The organism is Arthrobacter sp. NPDC093125, assembly GCF_044754225.1.
Taxonomy (GTDB): domain Bacteria; phylum Actinomycetota; class Actinomycetes; order Actinomycetales; family Micrococcaceae; genus Arthrobacter.
This window is the reverse complement of sequence record NZ_JBIVOQ010000001.1, coordinates 467,901-485,256: the sequence shown is the minus strand read 5'-3', so window position 1 is coordinate 485,256 and position 17,356 is coordinate 467,901. Positions and strand designations below refer to the sequence as shown.

13 protein-coding genes are annotated in these 17,356 nt (G+C 67.0%); 4 read left to right on the top strand and 9 right to left on the bottom strand.

The features are described 5' to 3' along the window. Positions 1-141: 141 nt before the first annotated feature. Positions 142-969, bottom strand: coding sequence for an alpha/beta fold hydrolase (locus ACIP9X_RS02220; RefSeq protein WP_400478082.1), 828 nt, complete (start codon positions 967-969; stop codon positions 142-144). Positions 970-1,239: 270 nt separating this feature from the next. Between ACIP9X_RS02220 and ACIP9X_RS02215 the strand changes: the two genes are divergently transcribed. Beyond that, entirely contained in the window at positions 1,240-2,661 is a 1,422-nt protein-coding gene (locus ACIP9X_RS02215) for an FAD-binding oxidoreductase (protein ID WP_400478081.1), read from the top strand. Between the two features lie 86 nt (positions 2,662-2,747). Here the strand turns inward: ACIP9X_RS02215 and ACIP9X_RS02210 are convergent, their stop codons facing one another. Both ACIP9X_RS02210 and ACIP9X_RS02205 read right to left on the bottom strand, forming a co-directional pair. Next, positions 2,748-3,566, bottom strand: coding sequence for an A/G-specific adenine glycosylase (locus ACIP9X_RS02210; RefSeq protein WP_400478080.1), 819 nt, complete (start codon positions 3,564-3,566; stop codon positions 2,748-2,750). Between the two features lie 240 nt (positions 3,567-3,806). Beyond that, a complete protein-coding gene (locus tag ACIP9X_RS02205) occupies positions 3,807-4,253 on the bottom strand; it encodes a hypothetical protein (protein ID WP_400478079.1) in 447 nt (148 codons plus the stop codon). Positions 4,254-4,526: 273 nt separating this feature from the next. Here ACIP9X_RS02205 and ACIP9X_RS02200 point away from each other — a divergent pair, with 273 nt between their 5' ends. Then, positions 4,527-5,225, top strand: coding sequence for a hypothetical protein (locus tag ACIP9X_RS02200; RefSeq protein WP_400478078.1), 699 nt, complete (start codon positions 4,527-4,529; stop codon positions 5,223-5,225). Positions 5,226-5,288: 63 nt separating this feature from the next. On the opposite strand, the gene disA is transcribed toward ACIP9X_RS02200, so the two are convergent. Continuing rightward, on the bottom strand, positions 5,289-6,365 hold the full coding sequence (gene disA, locus ACIP9X_RS02195; protein ID WP_400478077.1) for a DNA integrity scanning diadenylate cyclase DisA: 1,077 nt from the start codon (positions 6,363-6,365) through the stop codon (positions 5,289-5,291). 380 nt (positions 6,366-6,745) lie between these two features. On the opposite strand from disA, the gene ACIP9X_RS02190 reads away from it, so the two are divergent. Then, on the top strand, positions 6,746-8,359 hold the full coding sequence (locus ACIP9X_RS02190) for a peptide chain release factor 3 (protein ID WP_400478076.1): 1,614 nt from the start codon (positions 6,746-6,748) through the stop codon (positions 8,357-8,359). Between the two features lie 68 nt (positions 8,360-8,427). After that, positions 8,428-9,648: a beta-ketoacyl-[acyl-carrier-protein] synthase family protein gene (locus tag ACIP9X_RS02185; RefSeq protein ID WP_400478075.1), complete on the top strand. Its 1,221-nt coding sequence runs from the start codon at positions 8,428-8,430 to the stop codon at positions 9,646-9,648. Between the two features lie 81 nt (positions 9,649-9,729). Here ACIP9X_RS02185 and radA read toward each other — a convergent pair whose 3' ends face one another. The 5 genes from radA to ACIP9X_RS02160 form a co-directional block, all read right to left on the bottom strand. After that, entirely contained in the window at positions 9,730-11,103 is a 1,374-nt protein-coding gene (gene radA / locus ACIP9X_RS02180; protein WP_400478074.1) for a DNA repair protein RadA, read from the bottom strand. A gap of 93 nt (positions 11,104-11,196) precedes the next feature. Then, positions 11,197-12,321 (bottom strand): FUSC family protein, encoded by a 1,125-nt coding sequence (locus ACIP9X_RS02175; protein WP_400478073.1) that lies wholly within the window; start codon positions 12,319-12,321, stop codon positions 11,197-11,199. A gap of 302 nt (positions 12,322-12,623) precedes the next feature. After that, positions 12,624-13,715: a glycoside hydrolase family 16 protein gene (locus tag ACIP9X_RS02170; protein WP_400478072.1), complete on the bottom strand. Its 1,092-nt coding sequence runs from the start codon at positions 13,713-13,715 to the stop codon at positions 12,624-12,626. 450 nt (positions 13,716-14,165) lie between these two features. Further along, complete coding sequence (locus tag ACIP9X_RS02165) at positions 14,166-15,575, bottom strand: aldehyde dehydrogenase family protein (RefSeq protein WP_400478071.1); 1,410 nt, start codon at positions 15,573-15,575, stop codon at positions 14,166-14,168. A gap of 230 nt (positions 15,576-15,805) precedes the next feature. Continuing rightward, the gene (locus tag ACIP9X_RS02160) at positions 15,806-17,311 is read right to left on the bottom strand and encodes an NAD-dependent succinate-semialdehyde dehydrogenase (RefSeq protein ID WP_400478070.1); all 1,506 of its coding nucleotides are present in this window, start codon (positions 17,309-17,311) and stop codon (positions 15,806-15,808) included. Positions 17,312-17,356 lie beyond the last annotated feature (45 nt).

Below are 17,356 nucleotides of genomic sequence, written 5' to 3'. Positions count from 1 at the left end.
CGGCCAAGAGTACCCCTGCTTTGCGCATACTTCAGGGTAAATCCGCTGCCACCGGGCAGGACCTGGCTGCAGAAAAGTAGTGCAGACATCGTTATGCAGCTCTTCCCGGATCACGTTTGAGAACCACTTAGAGCTCCAAGGTCAGCTTCGCGTCGTATCCGGGTTCAGCCTCTCCACTTCCTGCCAGAACTCGTCCACCCGCGCATTCCAAACGTCCGGGATCTCCTGGAAGGGCTGGTGGGATTCCTCCGGCATCACCTCAAAATGTGCATCCGGTATGCGATGGGCAACGGCCTCACCCAGTTCCGGCCGGCTCATGGGATCCACTCCGCCGGCCAGGACAAGGGTGGGCGCTTTGATCTGCCCCAACCTGCTTGCCGTCTCGTGGACCACGAACGCGTCCAGGAACTTCAGGAAATCCCCGGTGGACTGCTGGTGTGGGAATGCGAGGACGTCGTCGATGATCTGGCTTACCATCCCGCTGTTGTGTGCCCTTGGCGTATAGACAAGCAGGAAGAAGAACTCCAGGAATGCGCGTTCGTCCGGTGCCGCCGTGGCCTGCCAGTGGATGGAGCGGGAGAGCGACTTCATGTACTCGTCCATTGCGGGCCAAGTGCTCTGCAGCACCAGGCTTCGCACCAGCTTTGGGTGCCGGAGAGTAAGCTCCTGGGCGATGATGCTGCCGCCGGAGAAGCCTGCGACATGCGCTGAGGAAATGCTGAGGCCCCGCAGCACTGCAGCCGCGTCGTCCGCCATCGCCTCGACGGTCGGTTGCCCCTCCGGCATGCCCGTGCGGCCCGCACCCCGGTTATCGAAGGCCGTCAACCGGTAGCGGTCCGCCAGCCCGTCCAGCTGGAATTGCCAGGACTCAACAGTGTCTCCCAGCCCGCCGATCAGCAGTACATCAGGCCCCTCGCCGATCTGCTCCGTCCAGATTTCCAGCTCCCCGGCTTGCACATACCGACCCATTCCGGCCCTCCTGTCTGGTTCGGCCGCCGGCTAAACGGTCCTGTCAGAGGCGGCACTCATTGTCCGTTGTCCGGGCACGCGGCCGAATCTATACTGTGGACACCGCGAGCTGTTCCAGTGCCTTGGCGGCTGGACCGTATCCACGGGCCGTGACACGCCAGGGAGGGGTGCGTACTGGGATGGCTATCGCCCTGCAGCGCCGACCCCGGCGAGATCAAATCCACTATTGGACCAGGGGTACCAACCCCATGGCACGGAAGCAGCAGACCGATGAGCACAATGCATCAGGGGGAGCAGGACGGCGAAGTGGACCGCGCCCTGCAGGAGTTGGGCAGGCACCTGGCGGGGTCGGTGATAGAACCTCAGGATCCGTTGTATGACGAGGCCAGGGCGGTGTGGAACGGCATGATCGACGTGCGTCCGCGGGCCGTCATCCGGGCGGGAGCCGTCGGAGACATCGATCCCGTCCTGCACATGGCCCGGCGCACCGGCCTGCCGCTTGCCGTACGCGGGGGCGGGCACAACATTGCCGGCCATGGCACTGTCGAAGGCGGTCTCGTGCTGGATTTGGGCCAGTTGCGCCGTGTGCAGATCGACGTGGAACACCGGCTCGTGACCGTCGAGCCCGGGGCGACCTTGGCGGACGTGGACCGGGCCACCGCCACGCACGGACTGGCCGTGCCGCTGGGGGTGATCAGCGCCACAGGGGTTGCCGGGCTGACCCTCGGCGGAGGGGTGGGCTGGCTGACCCGGTCCAACGGGCTGAGCCTGGACAATCTGGACTCCGCGGATGTCATCACCGCCACTGGGGAGCACCTGCAGGCCAGCGAACAGCAGAACCCCGAGCTGTTCTGGGGGTTGCGCGGCGGGGGCGGCAACTTCGGGGTGGTCTCGTCCTTCACCTTCCGCGCCCGGCCGCTGCCGGCTGCCGTACTGGGTGGAAATTTCTTCTACCGCCCGACCCGCTGGAAGAGCGCGCTGAGCGCCTTCGACCGGTGGACGCAGGATCTACCTGAGGAGATGAATCCGATCGTCTCCTTCCTGGTGTTCCCGCCCGACTTCGGGATGGGGGAGGAGCCGTGGATGATCATCGGATTCGCCTGGGCTTCGGAGAACCACCAGCCCGGGCTCCGGTTGATCGAGCAGCTGCGCGATGCCGCGCCCCCAGACGAGGAGGAAGTCGGACCGACCGCCTGGCTGGAGTGGCAGTCGGCCATGGACAGCGTTTTTCCTAAGGGCTCCCGGGGATACTGGAAAAACGTGTCGTTCTCCCGGATGGACGATGCGGCCCTCGACGTGCTGGTCGGTTTCGCCTCTGAGGTGACATGGTCCGGGACCGGGATCGATATCCACCACATGGAAGGGGCCTTCGGGCGCGTGCCGGAGGACGCCACAGCGTTTCCCAACCGCGCGGCCAAGTACTGGCTGAATATCTACGGTTTCTGGCACGACCCGGCGGAGGACGAGCGGCTGAGCGCATTCGCCCGGAAGGCCTACGCTCTCATGCAGCCGTTCGGCGAGCACGGCGAATATGTCAACTTCCTTGGAGCAGAAATCGGACAGGACGTCATCGAGGCCGCGCGTCAGGCCTACGGGCCGGACACCTACGACCGACTGGTGGCACTGAAGAACCGCTTCGACCCGCACAACCTCTTCCGCCTCAACCACAACATCGTGCCGACCTCCGCCTGAGAGAGCGCACACCGGGCAGCAAGCGGGGCGAAGGCCGCGGCACGCTGCCAGTCTTCGAGTTGCACAGCCATGCAGTGGTGGAGGCCCTATGCGGGCAGCCTGTATCCGCCCTGATGCAGCTCAGCGAGACCGTCCTCCAGGAGCCCGGCGAGTGCCCGTTCGAGCTGTTCGGGTGCAGAATTCAGCCGGTGCAGCGCCGCCAGCGGAACCGCGATCCCGGACGGTTCAAAGCCGAGGTCCGCGGCCGGCTGCTGGAACATTTCCGGGGGCACAGGCGCATCAGCCAACCTGAGCACGGCCACCACGGCTCCGCGCACCTGACGGTCGGTGCCGTGCCACGCCTGGCCTTTCGGCGTGTACGACGGCGGCGGCTCGCCCGCCGCCCGCCAGGCGCACCTGCCGCTCACCGGACACGCGGAACACTTCGGCGCGCGGGCCGTGCAGACCAAGGCTCCCAGCTCCATGACAGAAGCGTTCCATTGCACGGAAGCGCCGTCGTCGTCCGGCAGCAGCCCGGTGGCAAGCCGCATTTCCGCGGCTGTCAGGGCAGGAGCGGGGAGAGCCGTTCCTGAAAAGAGGCGGGCATGGACGCGCCGGATGTTGGTGTCCACCACGGTCTCGCGCCGGCCAAAGGCAAAGGAGGCGACGGCCGCGGCCGTGTAGCTGCCCACGCCGGGAAGTGCAAGGAGTTTGTCGTAGTCCGCCGGCACTTTTCCGCCGTGGTCGTGGCCGATAGTGACTGCCGCGGCATGGAGCCGGAGGGCGCGCCGGGGGTAGCCGAGGCGGCCCCAGGCGCGGACGGCTTCCCCCGCAGGCTCGCGTGCCAGGTCTGCGGGTTCCGGCCAGCGGCGGAGCCACTCTTCCCAGACGGGCAGGACGCGCACCACGGGGGTTTGCTGGAGCATGATCTCACTGACCAGAACGCCCCACGGCGAGCAGTCGGACGACCGCCAGGGCAGGTCGCGGGCTTCGGCAGCGAACCAGTCAGCCAGGGACTTGTGGAGTTCGGTCAGAACTTGGGTCTCAGCAGGCTCTTGGCTTTCGGGGAGCGCAGGGCTGGCGTACGGAGGCGCGACGGGACTATCGGTTGGTGTTTTGATGCCAACACTCTAGTTGAATCCCGCCACGGCATGCGGACTCGGCCCTTAACTGGCCTCCTGCCGGACGTCCACACCGGTCTCGACCCGCGGGCGAAGGCGTTTCACATGTCCGTGAAGGGTCTCGCCGCCCCGGCCGTTCGGAGCCGGCACGGCTAGGGCAACCACGAAGCTGGCGCCTTCCTGATCCACGGACCTTATGGTGAGGCTGCGTGTCCCTTCCGGAATGGAAGGGGCAAAGAACTGAAGTTGCCGGGAACCGACCGTGGCAACGTCGTCCAGCTTGTACTCCGTGCCGAAATGGTCATGGACGACGATGTCCGGTGTTTTCGGCTTGGTGCCTTTCTTTGATGCAAGATGCAGGTTTACCACGATGCCCGTGTTCCAGATTTCCACGGCCAGCACCGTGAATTCCGCTCCCTGGCTCTGATGCTTTCCAAAAGTCAGGGGCAGCAGGACTCGTTCAAGGTGACCGCCAGACAGATGATCGACCATCAGTGGTTCCTTTCCTACTCGACCCCGATAAGTGGTAACCGGGATTCAATTTTAGTAAGCCCACTGATGGTTGTCACGGGAAATCGTGCAACAAATTGAGCATCATTATCCGCCGCCCGGCGTGGTGGCAGGCGGTAATCCCCGGCTCTCCCTAGCCTTGAAACACAGCGAGGAAGGTCCCCGGCGCCCGCCGGGACCGGCCTCCAGCGCAACCAGGAACCGCGCAGCCAGTAACTGCGCAGGCAAGCCAACACGCAATGGGGACGACAAGCAGTGCAGACACCGCCAGGCAAGAAGCAGCCAAGCAAGAAGCAACCAGGCAAGCCGGCAGGCAGCGCGAAGCCTGGCGGCGCCAAGCCCGGCGCGCCCCGCAAGCCGAGCGCCGCCGTTTACCGCCGCCGTCGGCTGTTCGCCGGCGGTGCGCTGCTGCTCGTCCTGGGACTGACGGCAGGCGGTGTTGCCAGTGTCTCGGGAGCCTTGAACGCGAAGTCCGAGCAGGCTTCCTCGACCCAGACAGAAGGCCCCACCGAGAGCGGTGCCCAGGCCACGCCGTCGGCCACTCCCTCAGCAACACCGTCTGCCTCACCCGCGTGCGACCAGAAGCTGGTGACCGTCACCGCTGCCACCAACAAGGCTTCCTACGGCGCCGGTGAGAAGCCCCTGCTCACCCTGAAGGTCGCCAACGGCGGGAAGCTGCCGTGCAGGGTCAACCTGGGAACGTCGCAGATGGAGTTCCTCGTCACCAGCGGGTCCGATCGGGTCTTCTCGTCCAAGGACTGCCAGGCCGAGAGCGAGGACCTGATCAAAACCATCGCCCCGGGCAAGAGCGAGACGGCGAACTTCCCTTGGCCCCGCAACCGCTCCGTGCAGGGCTGCGAGGAGATCGCGGACGGTGTTGGCGCCGGCTATTACGTCTTCATCGCCAAGCTCGGACCCAAGGTGAGCCCGCCGTCGGTCTTCCAGCTCAGCTGACTCCCGTAATCCCACGGATTGCAACTGCCGTTTTGAGCCGCAAAAGCGGAGCAACGGATGGGGTTAGAGGAAGCGGTCCAGGAGGCTGGCCTCGGCCATCCTGCTGAGGCCTTCGCGGACGGTCCGGGCGCGCTGGTCGCCGATGCCGTCCACCGTCATGAGGTCGTCGATGGTTGCGGCCATCAGGTACTGCAGCCCGCCGAAGTGGTCCACGAGACGGTCGGCCACCGCCTTAGGAACAGCCTTGAGCCCGGACAGCAGGCGGTAGCCCCTCGGCTGCACCACGGCGTCGAGCGTTTCCACGCCGCCGGCGAAGCCAATGATGCCGGCAATCTTGCTCAGGTCGATAAGCTCTGTGGGCCCGAGGCTGAGGAGGGCGTTCACGGCACCCTCGATGTCCTCGGGCGAGGCGTTCGGCCCGGCGTAGTCGCGGATGATGATGTCGCTGCCCGGACCGCGGCCCACCGTGAGCTCGTCGAGCTGGAGGGACAGCAGCCGGCCGTCCTCGCCGAGCTCCAGCACATACTGGGAGATCTCCTCGGAAATCCGGCGCACCATCTCCTGGCGCTGCAGCGTCACCGCAACATCGCGGACCGTGACCATGGCCTCGATCTCCAGTGCGGACAGGGAGCTGGTCACCTGATCCAGGCGGGACCGGTAGCGTTCCAGCGTTGCGAGGGCCTGGTTGGCGCGGGCCAGGACCTTCTCGGAGCCCTCCAGCACGTGCCGCAGCCCGTTCACGTAGAGGGCGATGATCTGCATGGACTGGCTTACCGAGATGACGGGAACGCCGGTCTGGATGGCCACGCGTTCCGCGGTCCGGTGGCGGGTGCCGGATTCCTGGGTTTCGATGCTGGGGTCAGGGACCAGCTGCACGGCGGCGCGGAGGATGTTGCCGGCATCCTTGTCGCAGATGATGGCGCCGTCCATCTTGGCCAGTTCGCGTAGCCGCGTGGGGGAGAAATCAATGCCGATGTCGAAGCCGCCGGAGCAGATCGAGTCGATGGTCCGGTCCGAACCCAGGACGATCAGTGCGCCGGTGCGGCCACGGAGGATGCGTTCCAGTCCGTCGCGCAGCGGTGTTCCCGGGGCCACCCTCCCCAGAGTCGCCTTCAGCGATTCTTCCGGGCTCCGAGGCATAGACTTTCCCTTCAAAGGTGCAGGCGGCGCCCGCAGGTATGCCGGTTTCAGGAGTCCGCCGGCAGGATCAAAAGTGCAGGGTTTCCCGCACGCTTCATACTAGACGTAGATTACCCCAACAACCGCACGGGCAAGCCTCAAAGTGCCCCGTTGGAGCCCTCCGGGAAGGCCCTCAGGAGTGCGTCCGACGGCGGTGCGAAGGCTGGCGTTTTGGCCCGCTTTCGGCGGGGCTTCCGGCCCTGCGATAAACTTAAACCCTTGGCTTGCGCGCCCTGCAGCCTCCCGCATTCCCGATTCCAGAACCATTTCCAGGAATGCGGTTCACGAAGATTCCTTTTCCACCTTCAGGATCCTCCGCGGATCCGAGCGAAAGTAGCACCGTGTCCCAAGAAGTCCTCAGCCCCGCACGGGTCCACGAGATCCACAAGCAGGCGTCCCGGCGCCGGACCTTCGCTGTCATCTCGCACCCGGACGCCGGCAAATCCACGCTGACAGAGGCCCTGGCCCTGCACGCCAAGGTCATCGGCACTGCCGGCGCCTCCAGCGGCAAGTCCAACCGCAAGGAGACGGTGTCGGACTGGATGCAGATGGAAAAGGACCGCGGCATCTCCATCAGCTCCGCGGCGCTGCAGTTCTCCTACCGCGACACGGTCATCAACCTGCTGGACACCCCCGGCCACGCCGACTTCTCCGAGGACACCTACCGCGTGCTCGCCGCCGTCGACTGCGCCGTCATGCTTGTGGACGCCGCCAAGGGTCTTGAAACGCAGACCATGAAGCTGTTCGAGGTCTGCAAGCAGCGCAACCTGCCGATCATCACGGTCATCAACAAGTGGGACCGCCCCGGCCTCGACGCGCTGGCCCTCATGGATGAGATCACAGAGCGCACCGGCCTGCAGCCCATGCCGCTGACCTGGGCCGTGGGCATCTCCGGCGACTTCCGCGGTGTGTGGGACCTGCGCAACGACAGGTTCGCGCGGTTCCAGCGGAACAACGCCGGCGCCAGCATCGCCCTCACCGAATATTTCACCCCCGAAGAGGCTGCCGAAAGCCAGGGCGACAACTGGACGGACGCGGTCGACGAAGCCGGTCTGGTCATCGAATCCAACCTCGCCTTCGACGTCGAAAGCTTCCACGCCGGCAAGGCCACGCCCATTCTCTTCAGCTCAGCCGCGCTGAACTTCGGCGTGAAGGAACTCCTTGATGCCCTGGTGGACTTCGCTCCGCCGGCCGCGCCCCGGCCCGATATCGAGGGCAGTCTGCGCCCCGTCGAGTCCCCGTTTTCCGGCTTCGTCTTCAAGGTCCAGGCGGGCATGAACAAGGCCCACCGGGACCATGTTGCCTTCATCCGGGTCTGCTCCGGCGTGTTTGAGCGCGGCATGGTGGTCACCCAGACGCGTACCGGCAAGTCCTTCGCCACGAAGTACGCCCAGCAGGTGTTCGGCCGCGAACGCGAGGTCATCGACGAGGCCTATCCCGGCGACGTGGTGGGCCTGGTCAACGCCTCCTCACTGCGCGTTGGTGACAGCCTCTTCCTCGAAGCCCCGGTTGAATACCCGGCCATCCCGCTGTTCGCCCCGGAGCACTTCCAGGTAGCGCGCTCCAAGGACCCCAGCAAGTTCAAGCAGTTCCGCCGCGGCATCGAACAGCTCGAACACGAGGGCGTCATCCAGGTGCTGCGCTCCGACCTGCGCGGGGACCAGGCGCCGGTGCTTGCCGCCGTCGGGCCCATGCAGTTCGAGGTGGTGGAGGACCGCATGGCGCACGACTTCAGCGCACCGATGCGGCTGGAACGCCTGCCGTACTCCATGGCACGGATTACGACGGCGGATGCCATGCCGGCGCTGGCGAATGTGGTTGGCGCCGAGGTGCTGCTGCGGTCCGACGGCGAGTACCTCGCCCTGTTCAACGACGTGTGGGCCCTGCGCCGCATCGAGAAGAACCACCCCGATCTCACCCTGGTGCCGATCGGAACGCACAACCCCGCCAAATAGCGGAGGAATCCCAGCGCTGATCTAATCCGAATACCCCCTGATCCGAATTCCAGGAAGCAAGGTGTGCCATGTCTGCTGTACCCCGCCGCACGGTCGTTACCGGAGCGGGCACACTGAACCCGCTCGGTTCCACCGTTGCCGAGACCTGGGCGGCGATGCTCTCCGGCACATCCGGCATCGCCGCGCTTGACGAGGACTGGGCGCAGCCGCTCCCGGTACGGATTGCGGGCCGGGTCAAGGCCGACTTGTCGGCACTGCTCACCACCCGTGAGCTCAAGCGGATGGACCGCTGCGGGCAGCTGGCGCTCGTCGCCGCAAGGGAAGCCTGGAGCCAAGCAGGAACTCCCGACGTCGACCCCGAACGGCTCGCCGTTGTCATCGGCTCGGGCTACGGCGGCGTGGATACCATGCTCGCCCAGACCCGGGAGCTGGACAACGGCGGACCCCGGAAGGTCTCGCCGCACACACTCACCCGGCTCATGGTCAACGGCCCATCCGCCTGGGTCTCGATCGACCTTGGCGCCCGGGGCGGGGCGCGCACCCCGGTCAGCGCCTGCGCGTCAGGCGCAGAAGCGATTGCCCAGGGCGCCGAGATGATCCGTTCCGGTGCGGCCGACGTTGTGATTGCCGGAGGCGTTGACGCCTGCGTCAACGACCTGTTCATCAGCGGCTTCGCCCAGATCCGTGCCCTTTCCACACGCAATGACGATCCGCAGGGCGCGTCCCGTCCCTTCGACCGGGAGCGCGACGGGTTCGTCCTCGCCGAAGGCGCCGCCATTGTGGTGCTGGAGAGCGAGGAGCATGCACGCTCCCGCGGCGCGGAAATCCTCGGCGCCGTGGCGGGCGCGGCCGTGACGTCGGACGCGAACGATATCGTGGCCGCGGACCCTGACATGCAGCGCCGGGTCATGGAAAAAGCCCTTGCCTCGGCCGGCCTCACCGGTGCCGACATCGGATACGTGCATGCCCACGCTACCTCCACGCCCGTGGGGGACCGGCTCGAGGCGCAGGCCATCAAGGCTGTTGCCGGGAACGCCGTCCCGGTAACCTCCACCAAATCCCTTACCGGACACCTGCTCGGCGGCGCCGGCGCGCTCGGCGCCATCGCCACGCTGCAGGCCCTGCGGACCGGCGACCTGCCCGGCACCTACAACATCGGCGCCGTCGACCCCGAAGTGGATCTGAACATCCTCACCGGGACGCAGCACGGCGGCACCGCGACGGCGGGACTCGTCAATGCGTTCGGCTTCGGCGGCCACAGCGCCGCACTGGTGGTCACCCGCTCCTGAGCCGCCCGGGCTGGTTCGGAGCTCCCCTAGGACCGGCCAGGAGCTCGGAGCGGGGCTTCACCGCAGAGACTTCCGGGCCGGCTAGCTGATCAACAGGCTGAGCGCCTCGGCCAGGTGGCCGACCTCCCGCACCGAGAACCCCGACGGAACCGGGCCCGGGCCAGTGTGGCTTGCCGGCACCACCGCGTGGGTGAAGCCCAGGCGGTGGGCCTCCTGGATGCGCTGGTTGATGCCCGGAACGGGCCGCACCTCGCCGGCCAGCCCCACCTCGCCGAACGCAATGAGCCGCTGCGGCAGGGGTTTCTTGGCCTTCGCCGAGGCAACGGCCAGCGCAACCGCGAGGTCCGTGGCGGGCTCGCTGAGCTTGACCCCGCCCACCGTCGCCACATACGAATCGTCCTTGTGCAGCAGGCAGCCTGCCCGCTGCTGCAGAACGGCCAGCAGCATGGAAACCCGGGAGCTGTCCAGGCCGCTGGTGGCCCGCCGGGGCTGCGAGTTGGGGCTTTCCGCCAGCAGCGACTGCACCTCGGCCAGCAGCGGGCGGCGTCCCTCCATAGTCACCGTGATGCAAGTCCCTGAGACAGGATCCTTCGTCCGGGTGACGAACAGCCCGCTCGGATCGGCCAGGCCGACGATGCCGTCCTCGTTCAGGTCGAAGCAGCCGACGTCATCGGTGGGCCCGTAGCGGTTCTTCACCGCCCGCAACAGCCGGAGCCGGGAGTGGCGTTCGCCCTCAAACTGGCACACGACGTCGACGAGGTGCTCGAGCAGCCGGGGCCCGGCGATGGAGCCGTCCTTGGTCACGTGCCCCACCAGCAGGGTTGTCATGTTGCGGCGCTTGGCGGCGGCGATGATCGAGGCTGCCACTTCCCGCACCTGGGAGACGCCGCCGGAGCTGCCTTCGACGTCCGCGCTGCTCAGGGTCTGGACTGAGTCAACGACGAGGAGCTTCGGTTCCACCTTCTCCACCTGGCCCAGGGCCTGGCCAAGGTCGGTCTCGGCTGAAAGGTAGAGGGTGTCAGCGATCGCGTCGATGCGCTCCGCCCGCAGCTTCACCTGGGCGGCGGATTCCTCGCCCGTGACGTACAGGACGCTCTGGCCGGTGCGGGCGAACTTGGCGGCAACGTCCAGCAGCAGGGTCGACTTGCCCACGCCCGGCTCCCCGGCCAGCAGGATCACGGCGCCGGGCACCACCCCGCCGCCGAGGACGCGGTCCAGTTCGGCCACCCCGGTGGGGAGGAAGGCGGCCGTGGTGGCGTCCACCTCGGCGATGGGCCGGGCGGCCTCCAAAACTGTAGTTGCCGCCGTCGTGCGCGCCACTGCTGCGCCCGTTTCCTCAACGGTGCCCCACGCCTGGCACTCGCCGCAGCGGCCTACCCATTTGACAGTGGTCCAGCCGCATTCCGCGCACTTATAACCCGGCGCCTTGGCTGCCCGGGAAGTCTTTGTAGCCATTGCTCCACACTATCCGGCGGGTACGACATTCTTGCCCGGGGGTTCTAGGCACCCGGGTTTCGGCAGGCCTACCGCGGCTATCGGTGCGGCCGGCTAGAGCGGAGGCAGGATGTCGCGGGCCTCGCGGGAATCGACGCCGGTGGCCTCGAGCAGGTCAACCATGAGGGGCCGGAACAGCATGACCACTGTCTCGCCCTCCAGCCGCTCCACTTTCAGCAGCCGCGGATGCAGCCGGCCGGCGATGGCGCTGAGCTCGGCCCTTGCAGTGCGCAGATGGGTGCGCCGGACGCCGTCGTGCACTTCCGCCAGCCCGAGGGAGAGCTCGTCGATGGCGGCGGCGGTCTCCTGCAGTACCTCGGCGATGTTCTCCACTGCCTCGTCCGAGAGCGCGGCGTGGTTGATGGCACTGGTCAGCCGGCGCGCGAAGACCCGGCTGTTCCTTAGTGCAAGGTCGATGAAGTCCAGCGACTGCTCCAGCCGGTCCAGCTCATCGCGGTGCCTGCGGTAGGCCGGCGCCAGGGTGGCCACTTCCCCGGAGGCCCGCAGCGACTGCCGCATCCGGTCCACCAGGGGCTGGCAGTTCCGGCCGCGGACCAGGGCATGCCAGGCCTCGGTGGAATCGCTGTTCGTCAGGGCGGAGGCACATTCGCGCAGCACTTCCGCCAGTTCGTGGAGGAGCTTCCTGACGTCCTTGCGCGGTTCCTGCCGTGGATCCTTGGGCATCAGGATGGTCACGAGCAGGGCGAACACGCCGCCCACCACCGCGTCGATGCTTCGGGTGAACGGCCCGCCCGGCGGGGCCGGCAGCAGCACCACGAGCAGGGACTGCAGGCCCAGCTGCGTGGTGAAAATGGTGCCGCTGTCCAGGAACCGGGCCAGCAGGATGGAAAAGAAAAGGACGACGGCGGCCTGCCAGATCCCGGCGCCCAGCCAGTGCAGCAGGAGGTCGCCAACGGCGATGCCGATGGTGCAGCCCAGCCCCACCTCCATCACCCTGCGTAGCCGCGGGTCGCGGGAAAAACCCAGGGCGATCAGCGATGACGTGGCCGCGAACAAGGGGCCTGAATGCCCCAGGACGTACTCGGCAAACGCATAGGCCCCCACGGCGCAGACCGTCATCTGAATGGCGGGCACCAGTGAGTTGCGGCTGCGGACTATTCCCGAACGGATCCGTCCGCGCAGGAACCGTCTGCTTGCGGAAAGTCCAGTCTGGGCCATGGCTTCAGTCTATTGCGGGCGGCGCGGCCGGTTTTTCACCGGCCCCATACCGCCAGCAAAAGCGGCGCCGGCTCAGCGCGAACGGACACTTGGGGCCCCTTCCTAAAGCGCGAACGGACACTTGGGGCCCTTCCTAAAGCGCGAACGGACACTTGGGGCCCCTTCCTAAAGCGCGAACGGACACTTGGGGCCCTCGTCCGAGGGCCCCAAGTGTCCGTTCGCGCAGTGGTGCAGTGGCGCAGTGGTGCAGTGGTGCGGTGTTGCTGTGGTGCGGTGGTGCTGTGATGGTGCCGGGGCGCTGCCTACTTGTAGACGCGCACCCAGTCGACGTCCATCTGGGAGGGTGTTGTGGCGCCGCCGTTGGGGAACCAGTCCAGCTGGATCGTCTGGTGCATGGAGACGTTGGCGATGTTCGCCGGGGTGGTGTCCTCGTACCACTTCACGCCGTCGATATAGCCGGTGATCTTCGTCGGGGACCACTCCACGGCGTAGTTGTGCCACTGCCGGGTGTCGATCGCCTTCTTGGCGTAGGTGTGGACCTTGCCGTTGCCAGGGCAGGCGATGTGGTTGAAGAAACTCATCCGGCCCGGGCCGTTGTTGCCCTCGGCGTAGTCAATTTCCCAGCATTTGCCGTTGTAGGCGTCAGCGGAGTTGTCCGGCCAGAGGATCAGCACCGGGTGGTACTGCGGGTCGTTGTGGGCGACCCTCATGCGGGTCTCCCACTTGCCGTACTTCTGCCGCGCGAACTTGGCTGACATGCCGCCGGTCTTGCCCGCCGCGTCGCCCTTGATGCTCAGCGCCCCGCCGCCGACCGTGACGGCATCGCGGGAACGCAGGCCCTTGCCGGCATGGCCTTTGCCGTTGTAGACACTCCATTTGGCGCGGTCTGGCACACCCGTGTTGGAGAACTCGTCACCTGCAATGACGGGACCCCATCCCAGCGTGGTCGCGGCCTGGTTCCCGCTTCCGGTGGCGGCCGCCGGGGCGACACTGGCTGCAGGAACGGCCTTGGCCTGCTGCGCGACCGGGGCCTTGACAGGGGCAGGCGTGGGCGCTGAGGCCGCAGGCTTGGCCGCTGTTGCCGCCGGCAGAACGGACGCGGCAGGTGCCGCGGTGGCAGCCTGCGCGGCGGCAGGCTTCGGCGCAGGTGCGGAGCCGGGCTTGTCAGCGGCCTTAGCCGCAGACTTGGTTCCGGTTGCCGTCGGTACCGGCGCGGCAGGCGTCGATGCTGCCGCTTTGGTGGCTGCAGGTGTTGTAGACGCCGGGGCGGTCTCGGCCGAGAGTCCCGCAGCTGCAGCGTCAGGGCCGGATGTGCCGCCCGTGGGAGCCAGGCTGCATCCGGTCAGGGAGAGCGCGCCGACGGCCAGTACTGTGGCAAGTTTCTTGTTGAGCAAAAGACCCCTCCGGGCATCGCAGGCGCGCGGCAGCCACATCGCAGTGGTGACGCATGCCTGAAGCTTCTGTAGTCCCTTCGAAAGGACCCGAGCAGCCTTGTGCCGCTCGTTGCATCCGGGCCCGGTCATGGGCATCCGGGGCCCGCTTTCGGGCCTGACCCTCAAGGCCAGTCAGCAACGTTACTAATTCGTAATATGGGCCGCAAGCCGGGACAGACCAGTGCGGTGCAGCCCCAAAAGGGCGGGTGCACCTGCTTTTTCGACCTCCGACCTGCGTAAACATTCCTGCCGGTAGGGGGAAAGAAAGCCGCGCGGATGTGATTAACGTCGCACTGGCGGTCGGGAAGGCTGCCCAAGAAGAGGCCGCATGGGCGCGGAAACTTGTCCTGCGGACAGCAAAGTGCCGCCGTCGCAACCAGCGACGGCGGCACCTGTGTTCGGCCGGGAGGCTTAGCCGTTGATCACTTGGGGCACGCCGAGTGCCTTGAGGCCTTCGACGCCGAATTCCAGGCCGTAGCCGGACTGCTTGGCGCCGCCGAAGGGGATGCGGGGGTCCACGGCGCCGTGCCTGTTGATCCATACGGTGCCGGCTTCAATCCGTGCGGCGACTTCGCGGGCGGCGGCCAGATTCGGGGACCAGACGGAGGCGCCGAGGCCGACGTCGAGGGCGTTGGCCTTCTCGACGGCTTCATCGATGGTGCTGTAGCGGATGATCGGCAGGGCCGGCCCGAACTGCTCTTCCGCCACGAGCGGGTTGCCGTTGTCGATGTCCGCGACGAGGGTGGTGGGGTAAAAGAAGCCGGGCTGCTCGGGGTCCGGGTTTCCGCCGAGCAGGATCCGTGCCCCGCCGGCACGGGCGGCCTCCACAAGGTTGGCCACGACGTCGTACTGGGCCTTGTTCTGCAGCGGGCCGAGGACGTTGTTCTCATCCAGACCGTTGCCCATCGGCATCGTCGCCGCAACGGCTGTGAGTTCTTCGCAGACGGCGTCGTAGATGTCGTCGTGGACGTAGAGGCGCTTCAGGGCCGCGCAGGTCTGGCCGGTGTTGAGGAAGGCGCCCCAGAACAGGCCTTCGGCGATGGCCTTGGGGTCGGCGTCGGGCAGCACGATGCCGGCGTCGTTCCCGCCGAGCTCCAGGGTGAGCCGCTTGACCGTGTCCGCGGAGGACTTGATAATCGCCCGGCCGGCGGCGGTGGAGCCGGTGAACATCACCTTGCCGACGGCGGGGTGTTCGGCCAGGCGGGCGCCCACTTCGCGGTCCCCGGAAATGACGTTGAGGACCCCCTCGGGGAGTTCCTCGTTAAGGACCTTGACCAGGGCCAGGACGGAGAGGGGGGTCATCTTTGAAGGCTTGACCACGACGCTGTTGCCCATGCGCAGGGCGGGGGCGATTTGCCAGATCGTGATCATCATCGGCCAGTTCCAAGGACCGATCGCGCCAACCACGCCGATGGGCTTGTAGTGCAGCTCGGCGTACGTCTCGCCGTCGTCCACGACGACTTCCGGCTTAAGTTCGGTCGTGGCAGTGGCGCGCAGCCAGGCGGCGCAGGCGCCGACCTCGAAACGGGCGTTCGGGCCGTTCAGCGGCTTGCCCTGCTCGCGGGAGAGCAGCCGGGCGAGTTCCTCGGCGGAGCGTTCGACGGCGTCGGCGGCCGTGAGGAGCGCGGCAGACCGGGCGTCGTGGCCCAGTGCCGCCCAGGCCGGCTGCGCGGTGGCCGCGGCGCCGACGGCCTCCTCGAGGTATTCGAGGGTGTGAACGGGGGCTTCGCCTACCGTTTCCCCCGTTGCCGGATCGAGAATGGTCCGCGTCGGGCCGGACGAGGGGGTAATGGACGCAAGCAGCGCATCGTAGGTTTCCAAGATTTACTCCACTTCGAGTAGGCAAGGGCGCCAGCCGGATGGCTGAGCGGGGTTGATTCCCAGTCTGATTTACTTCCGGCTGGCTATCTTGTCTTTCTGCGCAGGACCCTTGTCGTGGGGCGAACGGCGCGGGGGAAGAACGGTCGGCGGGGGAACGGCCACGGCTTAAAGACAAAGCGTCTGGGGCCTTCCCGAAGAAGGCCCCAGACGCTGTAGACAGTGACGCGGCGTTAGCTCGCGTAGGGGTCTGCGATGCCGATGTATTGGGTGGTGGTGTATTCGGCGATGCCTTCGGAGCCGCCTTCGCGTCCCAGGCCGGATTGCTTGACGCCGCCGAAGGGGGCTGCGGCGTTGGAGATGACGCCGGCGTTGAAGCCGACCATGCCGAATTCGATCTGTTCGGCCACGCGCAGGAGCCGGTTGAAGTCGCGGCTGTAGAGGTAGGAGGCCAGGCCGTACTCGGATGCGTTTGCCAGCCGGATCGCGTCATCCTCGGTGGTGAAGGTGGTGACTGGGGCGACGGGGCCGAAGATTTCCTGGCGGAGGATCTCGGCGTTGTTCGGAACGTCGGCGAGGACGGTGGGCTGGTAGAAGTAGCCGGGCCCGTCCACGGGGGCTCCGCCGGTGACGGCAACAGCTCCGGCGTCGACGGCGGCGGCCACCAGGGCGTGGACGTCGTCGCGGGCGCCGGCGTCGATCAGGGGGCCGACCTGGGTGGAGGGTTCGGTGCCGCGGCCGGTGGCCAGGACGCCCATGGCTGCGGCGAACTTGGCAATGAACTCGGCCGCGACGGATTCGTGGACCAGAAACCGGTTCGCGGCGGTGCAGGCTTCGCCCATGTTCCGCATTTTGGCGGCCATGGCCCCTTCAACGGCGGCATCCAGGTCGGCGTCCTCGAACACGATGAACGGGGCGTTCCCGCCCAGCTCCATCGAGGTGCGCAGCACGTTCTCCGCGGCGTCGGCCATCAGGCGCTTGCCGACGGGGGTGGAGCCGGTGAAGGAGACCTTCCGCAGCCGGGAATCCTTCAGCAGCGGCCCGGAGATCCCGGAGGCGGATGAGGAGGCGACGACGTTCAGCACGCCGGCGGGCAGGCCGGCGTCGAGCATCGTCTGGGCGAAGTACTGGGCGGTGAGGGGTGTGAGTTTGGCGGGTTTGAGGACCATCGTGCAGCCGGCGGCCACGGCCGGGGCGACCTTGCGGGTGGCCATCGCCAGGGGGAAGTTCCAGGGGGTGATGAGCAGGCAGGGGCCGACGGGTTTGTGCTGGACCAGGATCTTGTTCTTGCCCTCGGGGGTGGTGAGGTAGCGGCCGTAGTCGCGGACGGATTCTTCGGAGAACCAGCGCAGGAACTCGGCGCCGTAGGTGACTTCGCCGCGGGCTTCGGCCAAAGGTTTGCCCATTTCCAAGGTCATCAGCAGCGCGAAGTCCTCGGCGCGTGCGGTGACCAGGTCGAAAGCGCGGCGCAGGATCTCCGCCCGCACGCGGGGCGCGGTCCTCGCCCAGGACGCCTGGGCTTTGTCTGCGGCGTCGAGCGCGGCGAGGGCGTCTTCGCTCGTGGCCGAGGCGAGGGTGGCAAGTACCTCCCCGGTGGCTGGATCGTGCACATCGAACGTGCCGCCGTCGGACGCGTCCCGCCACTCACCATTGATGAGCAGGCCGGTCGGCACGGACGCGAGCAGGGACGCCTCGCGCTCCTGAGTGAGGGCAGGGGAGGTTGTGGGCGAAGTGGTCATGCGGGTGTCTCCTGAGAAAGTGTGTGGGGTCCGGTGGTTGGGTCT

Bases quoted from the DNA above. Each gene is read 5' to 3' on its own strand.
- radA (WP_400478074.1), bottom strand. From the start codon at position 11,103: ATGGCTACAAAGACTTCCCGGGCAGCCAAGGCGCCGGGTTATAAGTGC.
- ACIP9X_RS02160 (WP_400478070.1), bottom strand. From the start codon at position 17,311: ATGACCACTTCGCCCACAACCTCCCCTGCCCTCACTCAGGAGCGCGAG.
- ACIP9X_RS02185 (WP_400478075.1), top strand. From the start codon at position 8,428: ATGTCTGCTGTACCCCGCCGCACGGTCGTTACCGGAGCGGGCACACTG.
- ACIP9X_RS02220 (WP_400478082.1), bottom strand. From the start codon at position 969: ATGGGTCGGTATGTGCAAGCCGGGGAGCTGGAAATCTGGACGGAGCAG.
- disA (WP_400478077.1), bottom strand. From the start codon at position 6,365: ATGCCTCGGAGCCCGGAAGAATCGCTGAAGGCGACTCTGGGGAGGGTG.
- ACIP9X_RS02215 (WP_400478081.1), top strand. From the start codon at position 1,240: ATGAGCACAATGCATCAGGGGGAGCAGGACGGCGAAGTGGACCGCGCC.
- ACIP9X_RS02205 (WP_400478079.1), bottom strand. From the start codon at position 4,253: ATGGTCGATCATCTGTCTGGCGGTCACCTTGAACGAGTCCTGCTGCCC.
- ACIP9X_RS02175 (WP_400478073.1), bottom strand. From the start codon at position 12,321: ATGGCCCAGACTGGACTTTCCGCAAGCAGACGGTTCCTGCGCGGACGG.
- ACIP9X_RS02210 (WP_400478080.1), bottom strand. From the start codon at position 3,566: ATGCTCCAGCAAACCCCCGTGGTGCGCGTCCTGCCCGTCTGGGAAGAG.